This is a genomic window from Kitasatospora sp. MBT66 (assembly GCF_000710405.2).
Lineage (GTDB): Bacteria > Actinomycetota > Actinomycetes > Streptomycetales > Streptomycetaceae > Kitasatospora > Kitasatospora purpeofusca.
Map to the genome: position 1 here is coordinate 69,561 of NZ_JAIY01000007.1, position 15,077 is coordinate 84,637.

Annotated in this window: 18 protein-coding genes and 1 pseudogene; 12 read left to right on the forward strand and 7 right to left on the reverse strand. The window is 69.0% G+C overall.

Annotated elements, in window-relative coordinates; translation table 11 throughout:
- Positions 1-79: 79 nt before the first annotated feature.
- Together BI06_RS19640 and BI06_RS19645 are read right to left on the reverse strand one after the other, a co-directional pair.
- Positions 80-793 (reverse strand): creatininase family protein, encoded by a 714-nt coding sequence (locus BI06_RS19640; RefSeq protein WP_043470095.1) that lies wholly within the window; start codon positions 791-793, stop codon positions 80-82.
- 25 nt (positions 794-818) lie between these two features.
- Complete coding sequence (locus BI06_RS19645; protein WP_158516442.1) at positions 819-2,090, reverse strand: hypothetical protein; 1,272 nt, start codon at positions 2,088-2,090, stop codon at positions 819-821.
- Positions 2,091-2,264: 174 nt separating this feature from the next.
- Here BI06_RS19645 and BI06_RS19650 point away from each other — a divergent pair, with 174 nt between their 5' ends.
- From BI06_RS19650 to BI06_RS19665, 4 genes are all read left to right on the forward strand, one after another.
- Complete coding sequence (locus BI06_RS19650) at positions 2,265-2,729, forward strand: ATP-binding protein (RefSeq protein ID WP_233290228.1); 465 nt, start codon at positions 2,265-2,267, stop codon at positions 2,727-2,729.
- Between the two features lie 142 nt (positions 2,730-2,871).
- Positions 2,872-3,198, forward strand: a complete 327-nt coding sequence (locus BI06_RS19655; protein ID WP_149030415.1) for a hypothetical protein — start codon at positions 2,872-2,874, stop codon at positions 3,196-3,198.
- 116 nt (positions 3,199-3,314) lie between these two features.
- Positions 3,315-3,482 carry a hypothetical protein gene (locus BI06_RS50940; RefSeq protein WP_158516443.1) on the forward strand — a complete coding sequence of 56 codons (168 nt, stop codon included), beginning with the start codon at positions 3,315-3,317 and terminating at the stop codon, positions 3,480-3,482.
- Between the two features lie 162 nt (positions 3,483-3,644).
- Complete coding sequence (locus BI06_RS19665) at positions 3,645-3,938, forward strand: hypothetical protein (RefSeq protein ID WP_063795008.1); 294 nt, start codon at positions 3,645-3,647, stop codon at positions 3,936-3,938.
- Between the two features lie 202 nt (positions 3,939-4,140).
- Here the strand turns inward: BI06_RS19665 and BI06_RS19670 are convergent, their stop codons facing one another.
- The 4 genes from BI06_RS19670 to BI06_RS19680 all read right to left on the reverse strand — a co-directional run bounded on the left by BI06_RS19670 (position 4,141) and on the right by BI06_RS19680 (position 7,153).
- On the reverse strand, positions 4,141-4,497 hold the full coding sequence (locus BI06_RS19670; RefSeq protein ID WP_043470107.1) for a hypothetical protein: 357 nt from the start codon (positions 4,495-4,497) through the stop codon (positions 4,141-4,143).
- A 458-nt stretch (positions 4,498-4,955) separates the two neighbouring features.
- Entirely contained in the window at positions 4,956-5,741 is a 786-nt protein-coding gene (locus BI06_RS49545) for a hypothetical protein (RefSeq protein WP_149030416.1), read from the reverse strand.
- Between the two features lie 2 nt (positions 5,742-5,743).
- Positions 5,744-6,001, reverse strand: a complete 258-nt coding sequence (locus BI06_RS49550) for a hypothetical protein (protein ID WP_149030417.1) — start codon at positions 5,999-6,001, stop codon at positions 5,744-5,746.
- Between the two features lie 384 nt (positions 6,002-6,385).
- Complete coding sequence (locus BI06_RS19680) at positions 6,386-7,153, reverse strand: GntR family transcriptional regulator (RefSeq protein WP_043470110.1); 768 nt, start codon at positions 7,151-7,153, stop codon at positions 6,386-6,388.
- Between the two features lie 250 nt (positions 7,154-7,403).
- Here BI06_RS19680 and BI06_RS19685 point away from each other — a divergent pair, with 250 nt between their 5' ends.
- The 6 genes from BI06_RS19685 (at position 7,404) to BI06_RS50945 (ending at position 11,192) form a co-directional block, all read left to right on the forward strand.
- Positions 7,404-7,757, forward strand: coding sequence for a hypothetical protein (locus tag BI06_RS19685; RefSeq protein WP_030397416.1), 354 nt, complete (start codon positions 7,404-7,406; stop codon positions 7,755-7,757).
- Positions 7,757-7,963, forward strand: coding sequence for a hypothetical protein (locus tag BI06_RS19690; protein WP_043470113.1), 207 nt, complete (start codon positions 7,757-7,759; stop codon positions 7,961-7,963). The genes BI06_RS19685 and BI06_RS19690 overlap by 1 nt, the downstream gene beginning before the upstream one ends.
- Positions 7,960-9,267, forward strand: a complete 1,308-nt coding sequence (locus tag BI06_RS19695; protein ID WP_043470116.1) for an FtsK/SpoIIIE domain-containing protein — start codon at positions 7,960-7,962, stop codon at positions 9,265-9,267. Before BI06_RS19690 ends, BI06_RS19695 begins: the two co-directional genes overlap by 4 nt.
- A complete protein-coding gene (locus BI06_RS19700) occupies positions 9,267-9,458 on the forward strand; it encodes a hypothetical protein (protein ID WP_043470119.1) in 192 nt (63 codons plus the stop codon). The genes BI06_RS19695 and BI06_RS19700 overlap by 1 nt, the downstream gene beginning before the upstream one ends.
- Before the next feature lie 157 nt (positions 9,459-9,615).
- Positions 9,616-11,052, forward strand: coding sequence for an FAM166 family protein (locus BI06_RS19705; protein WP_233290229.1), 1,437 nt, complete (start codon positions 9,616-9,618; stop codon positions 11,050-11,052).
- A complete protein-coding gene (locus BI06_RS50945; protein WP_158516444.1) occupies positions 11,046-11,192 on the forward strand; it encodes a hypothetical protein in 147 nt (48 codons plus the stop codon). The genes BI06_RS19705 and BI06_RS50945 overlap by 7 nt, the downstream gene beginning before the upstream one ends.
- Positions 11,193-11,248: 56 nt before the next feature.
- Here BI06_RS50945 and BI06_RS19710 read toward each other — a convergent pair whose 3' ends face one another.
- Positions 11,249-12,862, reverse strand: coding sequence for a recombinase family protein (locus BI06_RS19710; RefSeq protein ID WP_051741434.1), 1,614 nt, complete (start codon positions 12,860-12,862; stop codon positions 11,249-11,251).
- 341 nt (positions 12,863-13,203) lie between these two features.
- Here BI06_RS19710 and BI06_RS19715 point away from each other — a divergent pair, with 341 nt between their 5' ends.
- Positions 13,204-14,004 (forward strand): TIGR03936 family radical SAM-associated protein, encoded by an 801-nt coding sequence (locus tag BI06_RS19715; protein ID WP_030397422.1) that lies wholly within the window; start codon positions 13,204-13,206, stop codon positions 14,002-14,004.
- Positions 14,005-14,400: 396 nt separating this feature from the next.
- Positions 14,401-15,077 (forward strand): annotated as a pseudogene (locus tag BI06_RS50950) (ribonuclease E/G); the annotation flags it as partial.

Here is a 15,077-nt window from a genome sequence, read left to right on the forward strand (position 1 = left end):
ACGGCTTCGGTCGGTCTGCGGAACTCAGGCCGAATCGCGGGCCCGCATATCCACCATTTGGGTGGTGAGGGGATACCTGTCAGCTACCCCCTATGAGTGACAGGTGGGCGGTGGCCGACTCGGACAGGCTGTCCAGGAGGGCTTTGCCCTTCTCGGCCGTGCCGAGCGACGGGCGGCCGATGATGCCGTTCCGGGTGTACCCCGCCATGCCCAGGGTGAGGAGGTGGGGGCGTTCCGGGGCGTCGTGGTCGTCGCCCGCGACGCCGTCCCGGACGAGTTCGGGAGCACCGTGGAGCAGCAGGGACACCTCCAGCTCGCCGCCGTGCATGTCCTCGGCGCTGCTGCTCTCCAGGCCGGCGGCTTCGCGGGCCCGGTGCCAGTCCTCGCGGACCGGGAACAGGGCGACGCGCGGGCCCTCGGTGTTGGCCTCCTGGACCACGTTGGAGAGGACATAGTTCCCGCCGTGCCCGTTCACGATCAGCAGGCCGGGGACGCCGGAGGCCCGGAGGGACTTCCAGATGTCGTTGATCACTGCGTAGAGCGTGGCGGCGCTGATGCTGACGGTGCCGGGCATGTGCGCGTGCTCGTGGGAGCAGGACAGCGTGATCGGCGGCAGGAGGAACAGGTCGTGGTCGGTGGCGATCCGCTGGGCGATCAGGCTGGCGACGACGGTGTCCGTGGTCAGGGGCAGGTGGTCGCCGTGCTGCTCGAAGCTGCCGACCGGCAGTACGGCGATCCTGGCGCCGCGTCGGCGTTCGTCTGCGGAGGTGGCGGCCGTGATCAGTGCGTCCATGGGCCCAGCCTCTCCCATCGGGCCATCAGCGGTCGAGAGGGCTCCCGCCGCTCATCAGGGTCAAGCGGCTGGTGAACGTGGCGACTTCGGGTACGGCGCTCCACCGCTCAAGGGCCCTGCGTGCGGCGGACAGTTCGGACATCGCGCGCGCCGACTCGGTGTCGACGGCGATCGACAGTGCGCGGTCGGCTGCGGCGGCCGCCTGCTCGGGTTCGCCGGACACCGCGTAGGCGCGTGCCAGCCGGGAGAGGTAGACGCCCTGGTCGTTGCGGTAGATCGGCGGGAGGATTCGGAGCTCCGCCTCGAACATGCCCACGGCCGTGTGCGGGTCGCCGAGTTCGATCATGCAGTTCGCCCGCTGCATCTCGATGTAGGTCGGTGTGCAGTAGGCGAGATCAAGAGCGTCGTCGGCATGTGAGTCGTCCGGTGAGGCGGCGACCTCGTGGGCCTCGTCGAACTTCTCCTGGGCGAAGCGCGGATTGCCCATGAGCGCGTGGCCTTGGGCCTCCTGCTGCGCCGCCAGGGCCCGGATCCGGTGCGTGGCCCCGACCGAGCGTTGGGCGGCGCGGGCAAGGCTGACGGCCTTCTGACCGTTGCGCTGGGCGGTGGCCTGGTTGCTTTTCCGGAAGAGCACGTAGGCGGCCATCACGTCGTCGTCGGCCTCCTGCGCCCACTCCATGGCGCGGTCCGACCAGTACAGGGCCCGGTCGAAGTGCCCGAGGTCCTGGTTCAGCCAGCCCAGGAACTCAGCGGTGCGGGCGCCGATGGTGAGAAGTTCGTCCCGGGCGCGGCCCTCGGCGTCCTGCTGGAGACGGTCAAGCAGTTGGACGTGCCGCGTGACTGCGTCGAGCGCGTGGCGGGAGCCGAGCAGGTTCGCGGACTTGTAGTGACCGGGCATCGCGCAACGCAGATGGCTGACGAAGAGTTCGGGATCGATCGGGGCGTTGAGGCCCCGTGTGCCGGCGGACGACTCCGGCGGGCGCCGCCGGGGCTGCGGGACAAGTCCCGCCTGTTCCCAAGGCCGGTCTGACAGGCCGAGCATGCGCCCCGGGATGTGGAGTCCGTCGGCGATCCGCTCGATGAGATCGATCTTCTCGATCTTGCGTTTCCCGGAAATGACTTCACCGACCCGGCTCGGTGTCATGTCGCAGGCGCGAGCGATGAGTGACGGGTAGATCCCCGCCAGCTTGAGCAGCCGGAAGACGGAGGCGAAGTCGCGTCTTCGACAGGCGGTGATCATCTCGGGGTGGGAGAGCAGACCTGCGGGCAGTCGGTCCGGTACGCGAGCCTCGGTCACCACTGCCCCCGCTGTCGATCATCAGCCACTGCAAGCAAGTTGATTGCCTGTGAGTTTACCCACATTGGGTAATCAGCTTGGGTACGAAGTCTGCACTCCCGATCGGCAACCTGGGGTCAAGGGCCGGAACGTCCAGGTTCGGGCCGTCCGCTGGGACATCGGGAGGCGGTGTACGTGATCAGCTCGGGAAACCCCCAAGACGGCCCCGAACCCTACAGGCCGGCCGTCGGCATACCCCCGTTCGAGACGACGCTCACGCGGCACAGGCGATCCGCGCAGGTCGCCAGGAGCCACCTGCGTGAGTTCCTGCAGAGCGTTCCGGGCGGCAGGGCCCTCGCGGTGGACGGTCAGCTGGTGCTCGGCGAGCTGGTGGCGAACGCGGTGGTGCACGCGCGGGTGTCGCCCGGACGTGAGATCGCCGTTCGGTTCGAGGTGGTGTGCGACCACCTCCGGATCGAGGTCCACGACGCGAGCAGCGAGAAGCCCGCGATCCGGCGCACCGCCGACCCGGAGGACATGTCGGGGCGCGGGCTGTACCTGGTCGAGGCCCTGTCCCTCGAATGGGGTTACGGGCCCCGGCCCGAAGGCATCGGAAAGATCGTCTGGGCTCTGGTGAGCCCGAAGGGCGGTGCGGAGTGAGCAGGCTTTCCGGGGTTTCGTCGCGGTGCTTCTACTGCGGCGCGGGGCTGGGGAAGGCGTTGATCCGAAGCATCGTGGTGAACGGCCGGACGGTCAGTGTCCACCGGTGGCACCCGCGTCGTGCGGGGGAGGTGGTGGGGAGATGACCGCGCCTGAAGAGCACGGTGGATCGGGACTGGAAGCGGGCTGTCTGTACCCGTTCCCGGTGATCGTAGAAGTCCGGGGCATCACCGCACCTGCGTGTTTCAGCAAGTTGACGGACGCGATGGCCGCGCTGCTGCGGACGCTCGCCGTGCTTCCACTGAGCCCGGACCAGCACGGCTACTTCGCGGAGCTGTTCGGACCGTCGGAGGCGCAGACGGTTGGGCAGCGGCTCGCGACGCAGGGAGAGGTGCGGGCCCTGGCCTTCCTCGACCTGACCCCGACCCTGGTCCGCCTGTACCCCGCTGGTCCTGGAGCGGCTCGGTGATCCGGAGTTTGCGGGCCTGGCGGTACCGGGCGGCGACCTGGTGGCTGCTGGACGGCCAGTTCTCCTGGCCCGTTCGGGCAATCTCGCGCAGGCGCCGAGTTGCACACCGTGACGTCATGGCGTGGTGCGACGAGCCCGGCTTCACCGATGGCCAGCGGGCGCAGTTGATGCGGCGTATCCGGCGGGAGGAGACGGGCCGCGACGATCCGCTGATGGGCTTGACCGAGGCGGAACTGTTCCGGCGGATCTTCTCCTGCGACGAGCCGGGACGGGACCGCACATGACCTGATCAAGAACAACCGAACACGTGCCGGACCACCCCGGAACCTTGGCGGGAGAGGGGTGGTCCGGTGGGTCGGAACCCGATGCCGATGGTATCGGGCTCCTCGGCATGTCAGTGCACGGATGGCCCGGTTCGGTTCTTGACCAGGGGAGTTGAAGAACAGTTGGACGGGGACGACGACTTCGGTGCGGAGTTGGCGGCGAGCCTCGACCCTGACTCGTGGGCGTGGCTGCCGGGCGTGGACTACGCGGCCGGCTGGCGGGTCGCGAGGCAGACTGCGGACGAGCTGAACTCGCTCTTGGTTGCCTGCGGTGTGGACCGTGGGCAACTGCGAGCTATCGCCGACACTGACGCCCAGGGCGGTGCGCTGGTCCGGATCGAGGGGATCGCCGAGGGGTGGCTGAGCCTTGAAGAACTGTTGTGCCTGGCTGCTGCAATCCGTAGAGAGTCGCATTGAGTGGGTCTGGTGACCGCGAAAGCGTCCACCAGACCCGAGCGATCGGGAATTTTGACCTGAAGCAACTTGAGCAGCTATTCGATCTCGACGTACAGCGACTGCTGACCGGTCAGAACGTTCGTTGCCTAGGCATCCGCTGAATTTCTCCCCAGATATGGAACAGGGGTTAGTTGCTCAGCTCCAGGGTTTCTACGTAGCCCAGCTACTTCAGCGTCGGCCCACCCAGAAAGAGTTCCTGAAGCCCAGGATAGCTGTTCTCCAGTCCGCCCAGTGGCGAGGCTCCTAGCTGGGAAAAATTAGCGACGATCGCCGCGATGCTCACGGCCTGCCCAAGGGGACTGTCCTTGGCGATGACGTACACCCAGTCGGTCTCAGAAGTTGGCAGTGTCCGCGGGACTGTCACTAGACCATGCCCATAGAGTGCATCGCTGATCTTCTCGCAGAGCTCAGAACTGAGTCGGATTCTCTCGGGGGCCGCATACTTCTTGATGAACCTCATCGATACGCGTTTGACACCCGCATCGACCTCTACCGCGTTGGCGATCACAGTGAAATCCATACCTCGGCACTTTACTCCGTTGGCTACGGAGCTGTGTCTCGCCTTCGGAAATGATCGATGGTGAGCTTTTGGGTTGCTGTGCTTCCGGATGTGATCGGCGATCGCGCGGTTGGTGCGCGGGATGTTCGGCCGACCGACTCCGTCTTCGCTACCGTGTCGACATCCGCTTTGTGGACCTTGGTGCAGAGCGCCTGCTCTGATCCGCGACTCACCCGACTTCCCAGTTTTCCCTCTTCTGCGTCGCCGGTGCTCCCCAACCAATCGCTAAAGTCCGATCTGGTGCGCCTAAAGAACACTGATCCTGGCCTCGGTGCCTCAAACGGCAGAAGATCTACGCAGGTCTAGAACTGGACGATTCCCTGTTGCAGTATTCCGGCTGGTGTGTTCTTGATTCGAATCTCCGGAAGTATCAAATCGAGCTTCGCAAAGACGGCTCATTCATGCCGGAGTTCGTGATCTCATCCCTGAATCTCGCCCTTTCCTCGAGTCTCATCGATCCGCCGCCCCCACTCTTCGATGATGGTCTGGCCGTCAATCACCTTCTGCAGGGCAGACTGCAGGTCATTCATCAGCGGGCGCAGCTCCTTGCTCATTTGAGCTGCACCTTTGGCACCGTCGCGGAATACCTCAACCCCGCCCATGGCCTCCGCAGTGGCCTCGCACAGCCCCTTGATCGAGTCGAAGAAGTCACTGGCGGAATTTGAGGTCTCCTCGTCGAGGCCACCGTCGGCCACCGTTCGAATGAGTTGAATGATGGCCGGATCAATTTCAACCAATTCGGCGGCGTATCGGGAGCCAATCGCCGAGATATTCTCGACTGGCTTCTCAAGTCGCTCTCGCAGCTTCCTGTAAACTGCCAAACGTCCAGAAAAAGCCTTGCCGGCTGCATCGGATCGTTGGATCTCTTCGGCCGCCCAGGACATGTGAGATCCGAATTCCAATGTGGCCACGTTAAGGCTTGCGGCCGTACTGGCCCACCTAGGCATAGCCTCTTCGGCTGCTGCCATTATCTCAATGAAGCCAGGCTCGTCGTTCTCGTCTGCAATTCCTGTGAGCACTGGCCTGTCGACTGCAAGGGCGCGATCGACGATGTCGCTCAGCCGGACTGCGAGCTCGTTGATGGCTCGCCTATAGGCTGGTGAATCCTCGGATTCGAGTCGAAGTGCACGCCAGTCAACCCATTGTCGCTGCGTCAGGAGTGCCATAACCTCATCGCTCGAAGGGTCATCGATGAGCTTTGGCACATTCACGTAGTAAATTGGCAGAATCGAGGCGTCATCACGGGAATCAGGAAAGTGATTCCGAAAATTGCAGTATCAATTCGAAGCTTCCACTCGTCCCCCCATGAGATCGATTTACTGTCAACGAAGACCTTTAGCTCATTGCCAGTGATGATCTCGAACTCATTCCGAATGGCTTCCGCAAGGCGGAGGATGCGCCCGCCATCAAGATCGTTATCACGATGGGTGTAGGACCAGAAGCCTGACGGCTCATTGTCTGCCATGAGCAGAGGATAGAGGGGAGGCTGGACCGCGAGAAGCCGTTTACCCAAAGAGGGCGGTGGAGCGGTTTTGGTCGGTGTCCTGTCAGGTTTGGGGTCGGGCATGATCGGGGGGCCGTAAGCTGCTGCGGCTCGGTCAGGGCTTTTGGGCCTGACCGCAGTTTGGCCGAGTGGCCCCCCGGTCTTGCTCGATGCGGGCCCCGGGCCTGAGAGGTGGGTAAAACCGCGGAGCCGCCCGGCATCAGCCGTCGCGCGGCAGCCGGCGGGGAGGGGGCGCTTCTCTGTGGGCGGGCCAGGCGCCCGGCCCGGAACGGCCGCAAGGCCGCATGCCCGGCCGGGGCGGCTGGGGCCGCCCCCTTGAGTAAGTAGAGAAGGTTTGCGACAGGGTCAGCGGGCGGCTTCGGCGGGGCGGGCCTCGATGGCGTAGGTGAGGGCGGCGGTTTCGGCGCCGAGGCGGGTCTCTTCGAGGATGAGGGGAAGACCGGTGGCCCGGTCGTAGGTGGTGCGGTGGGTGACCAGGAGGACGGCGGCCTCGGAGAGCTTCAGGGCCTCGCGCTCGTCGGGCTGGGGGATGCGGGCGGTGACCCGTTCGCGCCAGGCGATGTCGTGGCCGGCGGCGGCGAGTGTCGCGTACGCCTCGGCCGGGGTGGCGGCGGGCTGCTGGGCGAGGGGGGTGGCCTCGACGCGTTCCATGGGGAGCAGCAGGCGGTGAAGGGCGCGGCCGCCGCCGGTGGGGTCGGTCAGCAGGCGGTCGCAGCCGAGCATGAGTTCGTCCTGGTCCATCTCCAGCAGTGGCGCGGTGATCGCGTCGGTGCGGGTCCGGTAGACGGTGGGCTCCTCGGCGTGGCCGAACCAGGAGTCGGTGGGCGTCGAGTAGGTCTTGCCTTGGGTGGTGACGGTCCGGCCCAGGGTGCCGGTCGGGCCGTGGACGGTGGGGCGGACGAAGGTGCCGCGGCCCTGCTTCACGTCCAACTGGCCCTCGTTGCGGAGCGCGGCGACGGCGAGCCTGACGGTCGGTCGGGAGACTCCGTACTTCTCGGCGAGGTCGGTCTCCGTGGGCAGCTGCGTGCCGGGTGGCCACTCCCCGGCGGCGATGGACTGTCGCATCGCCGCCGCTACCTGCTTGTGCAGTGCCTCGTTGCGGATGATCGCCATGGTGTTGACCCCTTGTGCGGGCGCCGGGGGTAGGGGGCCCGCTTCGTGTCGCGTCGTCTTCGAGAGTTCGGCTGTGGTCGTTTGCCCAGCTCGGGCCGCATGTCTAGGTCTGTCGTCAGTCGGTAGCCGTTAAACGTAAGCATGAATCGCTTGCGTCGAGGCGTCAAGGAAGGGCATCATCTCGACATCAAAGGTAAGTACGTTTGACGACTTACGTCATGCGGCCTTGGTGTCGGAGGAGTGTGCGCTCATGCAGTCCATTCCCGTTGATGGAACCCGGCTCGGCACGATGACCTGCATCGTTGCCCCCGAGGCGCGGATCGCGAACCGCGAGACCGGGGAGGTGCGCAAGGACCGGGAGGGGCAGACCGTCTACACGGTCGGGGTCGCGGTCCGGCAGGACGGCCGGCGGGCCTCGATCGTCGAGATCAGCGTGTCCGGTGAACCCGTCGGTGTGACCGAAGGCGTGCGGGTGCAGGTCACCGGGCTGACCGCCTTCTCGTGGGCGATGGGGGACCGGCACGGCCTGTCCTTCCGCGCCGACGCGATCACCCCCGTCCCCGCGTCGGCCCCGGCGGCCTCCCGGAAGGGCGGAGACGCCTGATGAGCGGCGCGACGCGGGTGAAGCTGCGCGGCCTGCTGCGCGAACTCGGGGACCTGGCCGAAGAGGTCGACCCGTTCGGCAGGGACGACGACGGTGCCCTGCTCTTCGACCACATCGCTGTCCTCGCCACCAAGGCCGTCGGCCAGGCGCGCGACCTGGAGACCGAGACCCACAACACGGCCTCGGAGAACGGGGGACGGCGATGATCGTGCTCCAGCTCCTCTGGGTGACGCTGCTGGCGGTGGTGCTGATCCTGCTCAGCGCGGCTCCGGGCCTGCGGCGCCACCACCCCTACGTGTGGTGGTGCCTGCTCGGCTATCCAGCCGCGGTCGTGCGGATCCGGGTGACCTGGCGTCGCCTGACCACGAACCTCGGCCTCGCGGTGGCCAAGCGCGCGGGGCGGGCGCTGATCGGGGACATGGTCGTTCGCGGCGACCCGCTGAGGCCGGACCCGCCCCGCCTGGGCATCCCGAAGTTGAAGCGGGGCGGCCTCGATGTCGCGGTGCGGCTGCACCCGGGACAGGTGCCGGAGCACTTCGTCTCCGCCGTGGAAGCCCTAACGCACACCTGGCGGGTCCATGCGGTCCGGGTCGTGTCGGACGAGCGCGGGTTCGTGACCCTGTCCGTGCTCGCCTGGGACCCGCTCCGCGCCCCCGTCGTGCCGTACCAGCTGAAGCAGCGTGTGCTGCGGGCGGTGGTCGGCCTGTTGGAGGACGGCCGGGCCTGGGTGGTCGACTTCCGGCGGGCGCCGCACTGGCTGATCGTCGGCGCGACCCGTTCCGGCAAGTCCACCCTGATCGCCTCGCTGGTGAAGGAACTCGCCCCGCAGCGCGTCGCCCTCTTCGGCATCGACCTCAAGGGCGGCATGGAACTGTCGCTCTTCGAGGACCGGCTGTCGGCGCTGGCGTCCACCCGGGCTGAGGCTTCGCGGCTCCTGGCCGAGCTGGTGGCCGAGACCGAGGCCCGGATGCGGTTGTGCCGGTCGGTCGGGGCGCGCTCGGTCTGGGACCTGCCGGCCAAGCTCCGCAAGATGCCCGTCGTCCTGATCGTGGACGAGGTCGCGGAGCTGTACCTGGTCGCGACCAGGGACGACAAGGCGGAGGTCGGGGAGATCTCCACCAACCTGCTCCGGCTCGCCCAACTCGGCGCGGCCCTCGGGGTCCATCTGGTCGTCGCCGGACAGCGGGTCGGTTCGGACCTCGGCCCCGGCGTCACCGCCCTGCGTGCCCAGCTGGCCGGACGCGTCTGCCACCGGGTGAGCGATCCGGGGACAGCGGAGATGGCGCTCGGCGACCTCAACAAGGACGCCCTCGAAGCCGCGCAGCGGATCACCCTCGCCGAACAGGGCGTCGCCATCACCGCCGACACCGACGGCCGATGGACCAGAGCCCGCTCCATCCACGTCACTCCCGACCAGGCCCGTCGGGCGGCCAGGAAGTACGCCCGGCTCGCGCCGATCTGGCCGGGCCTCCAGCAGGCGGACGAGCAGAGCGAAGGGGTCCACGCCTGATGGACATGGCCGCCGTCCTGATCGCCTTCCTGATCGTCGTCACCTACCTCCTGGTCCGCTCCGGCGAGCTGCGCCTCTGGCACGTCCTGCTCGTCGGCGTCCTCGGCATCCACCTCGACCGCGTGGGCTGGGCCGACCCCGTCGCCCGCGCCGTCACCTGGATCGTCCAGGGCATCACCCACACCGCCTGAAAGGCGTGATCACCGTGCCGGCCCACCCAACCTTCACCGGCGGCCCTGCCCTCGACCGCCGGACCGGCTCCATCCACCACCACGCCACCCCCGGCCGGACCGTCGCAGCACTGGCCCGGCCGGGGCCCGGCGAACCCTGGCCCTGGAGACACCCGCCATGACCCGCGCCAACCCGTACGACGACCCCACCGCACGCCGCGCCTTCCTCGACCAGGAGGCGCGGCTGCGCCAACTGTCCGACGTCGAAAGGGACTTCGTCCGGCTCGGCGAGCTGCCCGATCTGAACCGCTGGCTGGACCAGGTCCGCGCCACCGGCGGCTGCGCGGAACCTGTCCACCTCAGGGGGCACAGCACAACCCTCGACGCCGGGACCGGGGAGGTGCTGCGCCACTACTCGACCGAGGCCGAACCCGGTGGCCGGCTCTCGGTCCGCTGTCGCAACCGTCGGGCCTCCCGATGCGCCACCTGCTCGCGCGAGCACAGCGGCGACACCTTCCACCTGGTTCGCTCCGGCCTCACCGGGGGCAAGGGCGTCCCCGACACGGTTCGGACGCACCCGCGGCTGTTCGTCACCCTGACCGCCCCCTCGTTCGGTGCGGTCCACCGCGCGGGGGAGTGCCACAGGGCCCGTCGCCGGTGCTGCGAACACGGCGGTCGGCACGGCTGCGGCCGGCTCCACCCGGGCACGGACCCGCTCGTCGGACAGCCGCTCTGCGCCGATTGCTACGACTACCCCGGGCATGTCCTGTGGAACGCCATGGCCCCTGCGCTCTGGAAGGCGTTCCGCGACAACCTCTACCACCACCTCGCCACCCGGGCCGGCGTCGGCCGGTCGGAGGTACGCGCCTTGGTGCGCGTCTCCGCCGCCAAGGTCGCCGAGTACCAGAAGCGCGGTTCCGTCCACTTCCATGCGGTCGTCCGACTCGACGGCCCGGACGGTCCCGCTGCTCCGCCTCCTTCCTGGGCGACGGGGCCTCTCCTCCTGGAGACCGTCCGCTCGGCCGCCGCGGCCGTCGCGCTCCCGCCTCCCGACACGGCGGCGCACAGTGGGGGACGGCTGCGCTTCGGTACCCAGCTCGACGCCCACCCCCTGATGAAAGGGGACGGCGGGCGCTTTACGGACGACGCCGTGGCCGCCTATGTCGCCAAGTACACGAGCAAGAGCGTGGAAGCCGCGGGAGCGGTCGACCGCCGGATGGAGTCCCTGGCGGAGATCCGTGCCCTGCCCGTCAGCCTGCACGCCCGGGCACTCATCGCCACCGCCTGGCGCCTCGGTGGCCTTCCCGAACTGCAACACCTCCGCCTCCGGGCCTGGGCCCACATGCTCGGCTACCGGGGCCACTGCCTCACCAAGACGAGGGCCTTCTCCACTACATACGGGCAGCTCCGGGCCGCACGCGCCGAGCACGCCAGCGGCCTGTACGCCGACCGGGACAGCGAGACCGTGGTCGAGAGCGCATGGCGGTTCGCGGGAACCGGGCACACCCCGGCCGAAGCGCTCATCGCCGCCGGCATCGCCGAAGACCTCGCCACAACCCGGGAAGTCGCGCGCGAAGACGCGGAAGGTTCAGGCCGGTCCGGTGGGGCATGGTGACCGGCCCGGCACCTGTACCCCAAGGCTCCGTCGAGCGGGCCGGGATTCCGGGGCAGACGAAGGTGCCGGTCATCAGGAGCGAGATCGTCATCGTCGACGACGACGGCAACGAGGAGCCCTACGACCCCGCCAAGCACTGACAACGCCAGCCCCCGGCCTCGAGGACCGGTGGCTGCCGCACGACCGGCCGCTCGTGTCAGAGCTTGCTCGCGAAGTGGTCCTCCTTGACGATCAGCCGGTCCCGGTAGTCCTTGGGGATCATGAGGCGAAGCTTGATGGCGGGAGCCCGCTGACCCTTGACCTTGATTCGGGTGACCTCACACCGGACGCCCACCCTCAGGAGGTCTGCGGCCATGGCTTCGGTTCCGCCTTCCTCCCACTGCTGCCGGAACGTCTTCCCGTTGGCCACGTTCACCCACCGGTCCTCGGTGCTCTCGGGGTCGATCTCTCCGAGTTCGGTGATCAGCCTGTCCAGCGTCTCCTCCGCCTGCTCGCGCGTGAACCGGGTCTTGGAGTACCGGCCGCCGGGCTCCAGCTCCTTCATGTAGTAGGCGATGGACTCCTGGAGCTGCGCCACCTGCGCGCGTGCCTCCGCACCCCGCGCGTACTCGCGCACCTGCACGGGCTCGTCCCCGAGGACCGACAGCACGTCGACGACGAGCTTGGCGTTGATCGCGTCGGGGTTGGTGGCGCCCAAGCCCCCACCCTTGCAGCCCTGGCACCGCAGGTACTCGTACATCCGGTCCTTGACGCGGTTCCGCTGTTCTAGCATGTTCGTCTTGCAGTCGACGCAGACGAAGACCCCGAGGAACTTCGTGGCGCCACCGGGCCGACGCTGGGGCTGGCTCTTGCTGCGCTTGTCGAGATCCGCCTGGAGCTCGTTGAACTCCTCCTCGACGAAGACGGCCTCCGCGACCCGGATCGGCTTCCCGGCCTTGTCCAGGAGGAGCTTGGACCGGCGGGCACCGCCCTTCTTCTCCTCCTCCACCCGGTAGCCCATCAGGGCAGGGTTGCGGAGTTGGCGCAGGAGGGTCGTGGCCGTGAGGCCGTCGCTGACGAGGCCCGCGCGCTTCAGCAGCTTGACCATGCGGGTGGCGGAGATGCCTCGACGGGCCATGCGTCGGCACCAGTGCAGGGCCTTCCGCGCGTCCGGGTCGACAACGAGGACCACACTGCCGTTTTCGTCCTCGGCCGTGGTGTACCCGAAGGCAGGCTTGCCGACCAGCCAGGAGGACTGGGTCTTGGCGTAGTCCCAGAGGCTCGCGACCCGGGTACTCGTGTTGGTGGCCTCGATCTCCGCGATCCCGCCGATGAGCGTGACCAGGATCTTGCCGACGACGGTGGTCAGGTCGATCGAGTCGTTCTTGGAGATCAGGTTCTTCCCGTACTTCAGCGCCCAGTCGATCATGGTGTTCAGGTCGGACAGCCGGCGGATGAACCGGTCGAGCTTCCAGAACAGGAGCACGTCGAACTCCGGAGCCCGGTTGTTCAGCCAGTCGCCCAGTTGCTTGCGCTTCCACGGCGGCACCTTCGTGGCGGACACGTTGAGGTCGCTGGCGACGCCGACCACGCGGCAGCCCCGGTTCAGGGCCTCGCGGCGGAGGTCGAGCTCCTGGCGGACGGGAGAGGTGGTGTCTTCCGTCAGGACGGACAGCCGGACCGAGATCAGGGCCCGGGGCGCGTCGGTCGGTAGGGCGGCCTCGGCTCTCTTCAGCTCCCCGAGCAGGAGCAGATCCGCGGTGGTCCACTCGGCCTCGACCGTGTACGCCCTCTGCTGCGCCGCACGTGCCGTACGGGTGCGCTTCGCCATGTCGGTGACCCCTTCGACGGTTTTGGAACCGCCTCCATTTAGCCCCAGATGGACACGAGCATCCAGATCGGTCCGACCGGGAAGACGATGCTCCCGCTCACCGTGGTGAACAAGTAGCCGCAGAGGCACCGGAGCGCCCCCGTCGGATCCTTCCGGCGGGGGCGTTCGCGGGTCGGGGCGGGCGGGGGCGGAGCGAGGGGTGGGCGGGGGCGCGTACCCTTTGAGGTGTAAGAGTCCGGACAGTGGCGGGAAATCGCCGCCGCCGCGGACGGGGACCACTGACGAAGGACTGAGCGACCCTGGCACGCCGTACGCCCGACGGTCCGCCGCCCGCGCCGACGGTGCAGCGGATTCGTCTCCGCTACACCAAGCGCGGCCGGCTCCGCTTCACCAGCCACCGCGACTTCCAGCGCGCCTTCGAGCGCGCCCTGCGCCGCTCGGTGGTGCCGATGGCCTACTCGGCCGGCTTCACCCCGCACCCCAAGGTGTCCTACGCCAATGCCGCGCCGACCGGTGTGGCCAGTGAGGCGGAGTACCTGGAGATCGGCCTCGCGGCCCACCGGGACCCGGAGGAGCTGCGCGTCCAACTGGACGAGTCGCTGCCCGCGGGCCTGGACGTGATCGACGCGGTCGAGGTGCGGACGCCCAACTTCGTGGAGCGCCTGGAGGCCTCCGAGTGGCAGGTGCGGCTCGACGGTGTCGACCCGCAGGAGGCGGCCCGCGCGGTCGCCCTGTTCCTCGCCGCCGAGCGGGTCGAGGTCGAACGCCTCACCAAGAACGGTCTGCGGGTCTTCGACGCGCGCGGGGCGGTGGCGGCTCTTGAGCTCCTCCCGCCGCAGGTCGACGGCGGTGCGGACACGGAGGGCGAAGAGACCCGCGATGTTCGGACCGGGCGTCCCTGTGCGATACTGCGCCTGGTAGTACGACACGCCACACCCGCCGTACGACCCGACGACGTGTTGTCCGGTCTCCGTGCGACGGCCGACCTGGCGCCGCCGGTCCCCGCAGAGGTGACCAGGCTGGCGCAGGGGCCGCTCGACGAGGGGACCGGCACGGTGACCGACCCGTTGGCGCTCGACCGCGCCGCGGCCCAGGCCGGCCCTCTGGCGGCCGGCGAGCCGCGCGCAACCGCGTCCGCCTAGCGGGCGGAGGCCGGGTCCAGTTCCCCACTGGGCCCGCTGGTCCTCCAGGCCCCCGCTGCTCCCCAGGGGAGCGAGCGTCGTCGAAGCACAGGCCGGCCTCTTGCGGCCCGCCGACCCCGATGGTCGGTGGGCCCGAGGACCCCGTCCGGGAGCCACCCGGGGTTGGGGGACGGCGCAGCTTGGGAAAACCTCAGAAGACTGGTCAGACCAGAAGACTTTCGACACCCCGCCGAGGGCGGGGCGCCGAGCGAGACTACGAGCCCCTGTGCGGCCTCGCGTCCGCGCGGCGGCACCGTGAGAGGGTCCGGCCCGAGCATCGTCGTGATGCCGGCCGGCCACCGGTGTCGTGCCGTGCCCGGATGCGGAGCCCGGGGGCCTGACGGGAGATCCACCCGCATGCTCGATAACACCGATCCGCAGCAGCCTGCGACGGAACCGAACGACACCGCCGCGACCGGCGGCGACAGCGCGTCCGCCGCGCCGCCGCGCCGGCGCCGCCGCGCCGTGTCCCGCCCCGCGGGAGCGCCGCAGGGCGCCGCCACCGAGGCCGCCGAGACGGTCGTCCCGGCCGAGGCCGAGGCCACCCGTACGGTCGAGGCGCCGGTCGCCGAGACCGCCGCCGCCGAGCCGGCGGCGGAGAAGCCGGTCCGGGCCCGCCGCACCCGCAAGCGGGCCGAGGCGCCCGCCGGAGCGCCCGAGGCCTCCGCGATCGTGGTCACCGCGCCGGAGGCCGAGCAGGCCCCGGTCGCCGCCGCGAAGGCGAAGGCCCCCAAGGCGGAGAAGGCCGAGAAGGCCGCCGACAAGGCGGAGAGGGCCGAGAAGACGGAGACGGAGCCGGCGGAGAAGCCCGTGCGGGCCCGTCGGACCCGCAAGAAGGCCGAGCCCGAGGCCGCCCCCGTGGTCGAGGCGCCCGCCGCCGCTGAGCCGGAGGCCGTCGAGGCCCCCGCCGCCGCGGAGGAGCCCGCCGCCCCGGCGCGCCGTCCCCGCCGCCGCCGGGTGGTCGAGGCCGCCCCCGTGGTGGTCGAGGAGCCGGTGGCCGAGGAGGCCGAGCCCGAGGTCGAGGAGCCGGTGGC

Coding starts and splice junctions, on each gene's coding strand:
- BI06_RS19640 (WP_043470095.1), bottom strand. CDS start 793: ATGGACGCACTGATCACGGCCGCCACCTCCGCAGACGAACGCCGACGC.
- BI06_RS19655 (WP_149030415.1), top strand. CDS start 2,872: ATGACCGCGCCTGAAGAGCACGGTGGATCGGGACTGGAAGCGGGCTGT.
- BI06_RS50940 (WP_158516443.1), top strand. CDS start 3,315: ATGGCGTGGTGCGACGAGCCCGGCTTCACCGATGGCCAGCGGGCGCAG.
- BI06_RS19670 (WP_043470107.1), bottom strand. CDS start 4,497: ATGGATTTCACTGTGATCGCCAACGCGGTAGAGGTCGATGCGGGTGTC.
- BI06_RS49550 (WP_149030417.1), bottom strand. CDS start 6,001: ATGGCAGACAATGAGCCGTCAGGCTTCTGGTCCTACACCCATCGTGAT.
- BI06_RS19680 (WP_043470110.1), bottom strand. CDS start 7,153: ATGGCGATCATCCGCAACGAGGCACTGCACAAGCAGGTAGCGGCGGCG.
- BI06_RS19685 (WP_030397416.1), top strand. CDS start 7,404: ATGCAGTCCATTCCCGTTGATGGAACCCGGCTCGGCACGATGACCTGC.
- BI06_RS19690 (WP_043470113.1), top strand. CDS start 7,757: ATGAGCGGCGCGACGCGGGTGAAGCTGCGCGGCCTGCTGCGCGAACTC.
- BI06_RS19695 (WP_043470116.1), top strand. CDS start 7,960: ATGATCGTGCTCCAGCTCCTCTGGGTGACGCTGCTGGCGGTGGTGCTG.
- BI06_RS19700 (WP_043470119.1), top strand. CDS start 9,267: ATGGACATGGCCGCCGTCCTGATCGCCTTCCTGATCGTCGTCACCTAC.
- BI06_RS19705 (WP_233290229.1), top strand. CDS start 9,616: ATGACCCGCGCCAACCCGTACGACGACCCCACCGCACGCCGCGCCTTC.
- BI06_RS50945 (WP_158516444.1), top strand. CDS start 11,046: ATGGTGACCGGCCCGGCACCTGTACCCCAAGGCTCCGTCGAGCGGGCC.
- BI06_RS19710 (WP_051741434.1), bottom strand. CDS start 12,862: ATGGCGAAGCGCACCCGTACGGCACGTGCGGCGCAGCAGAGGGCGTAC.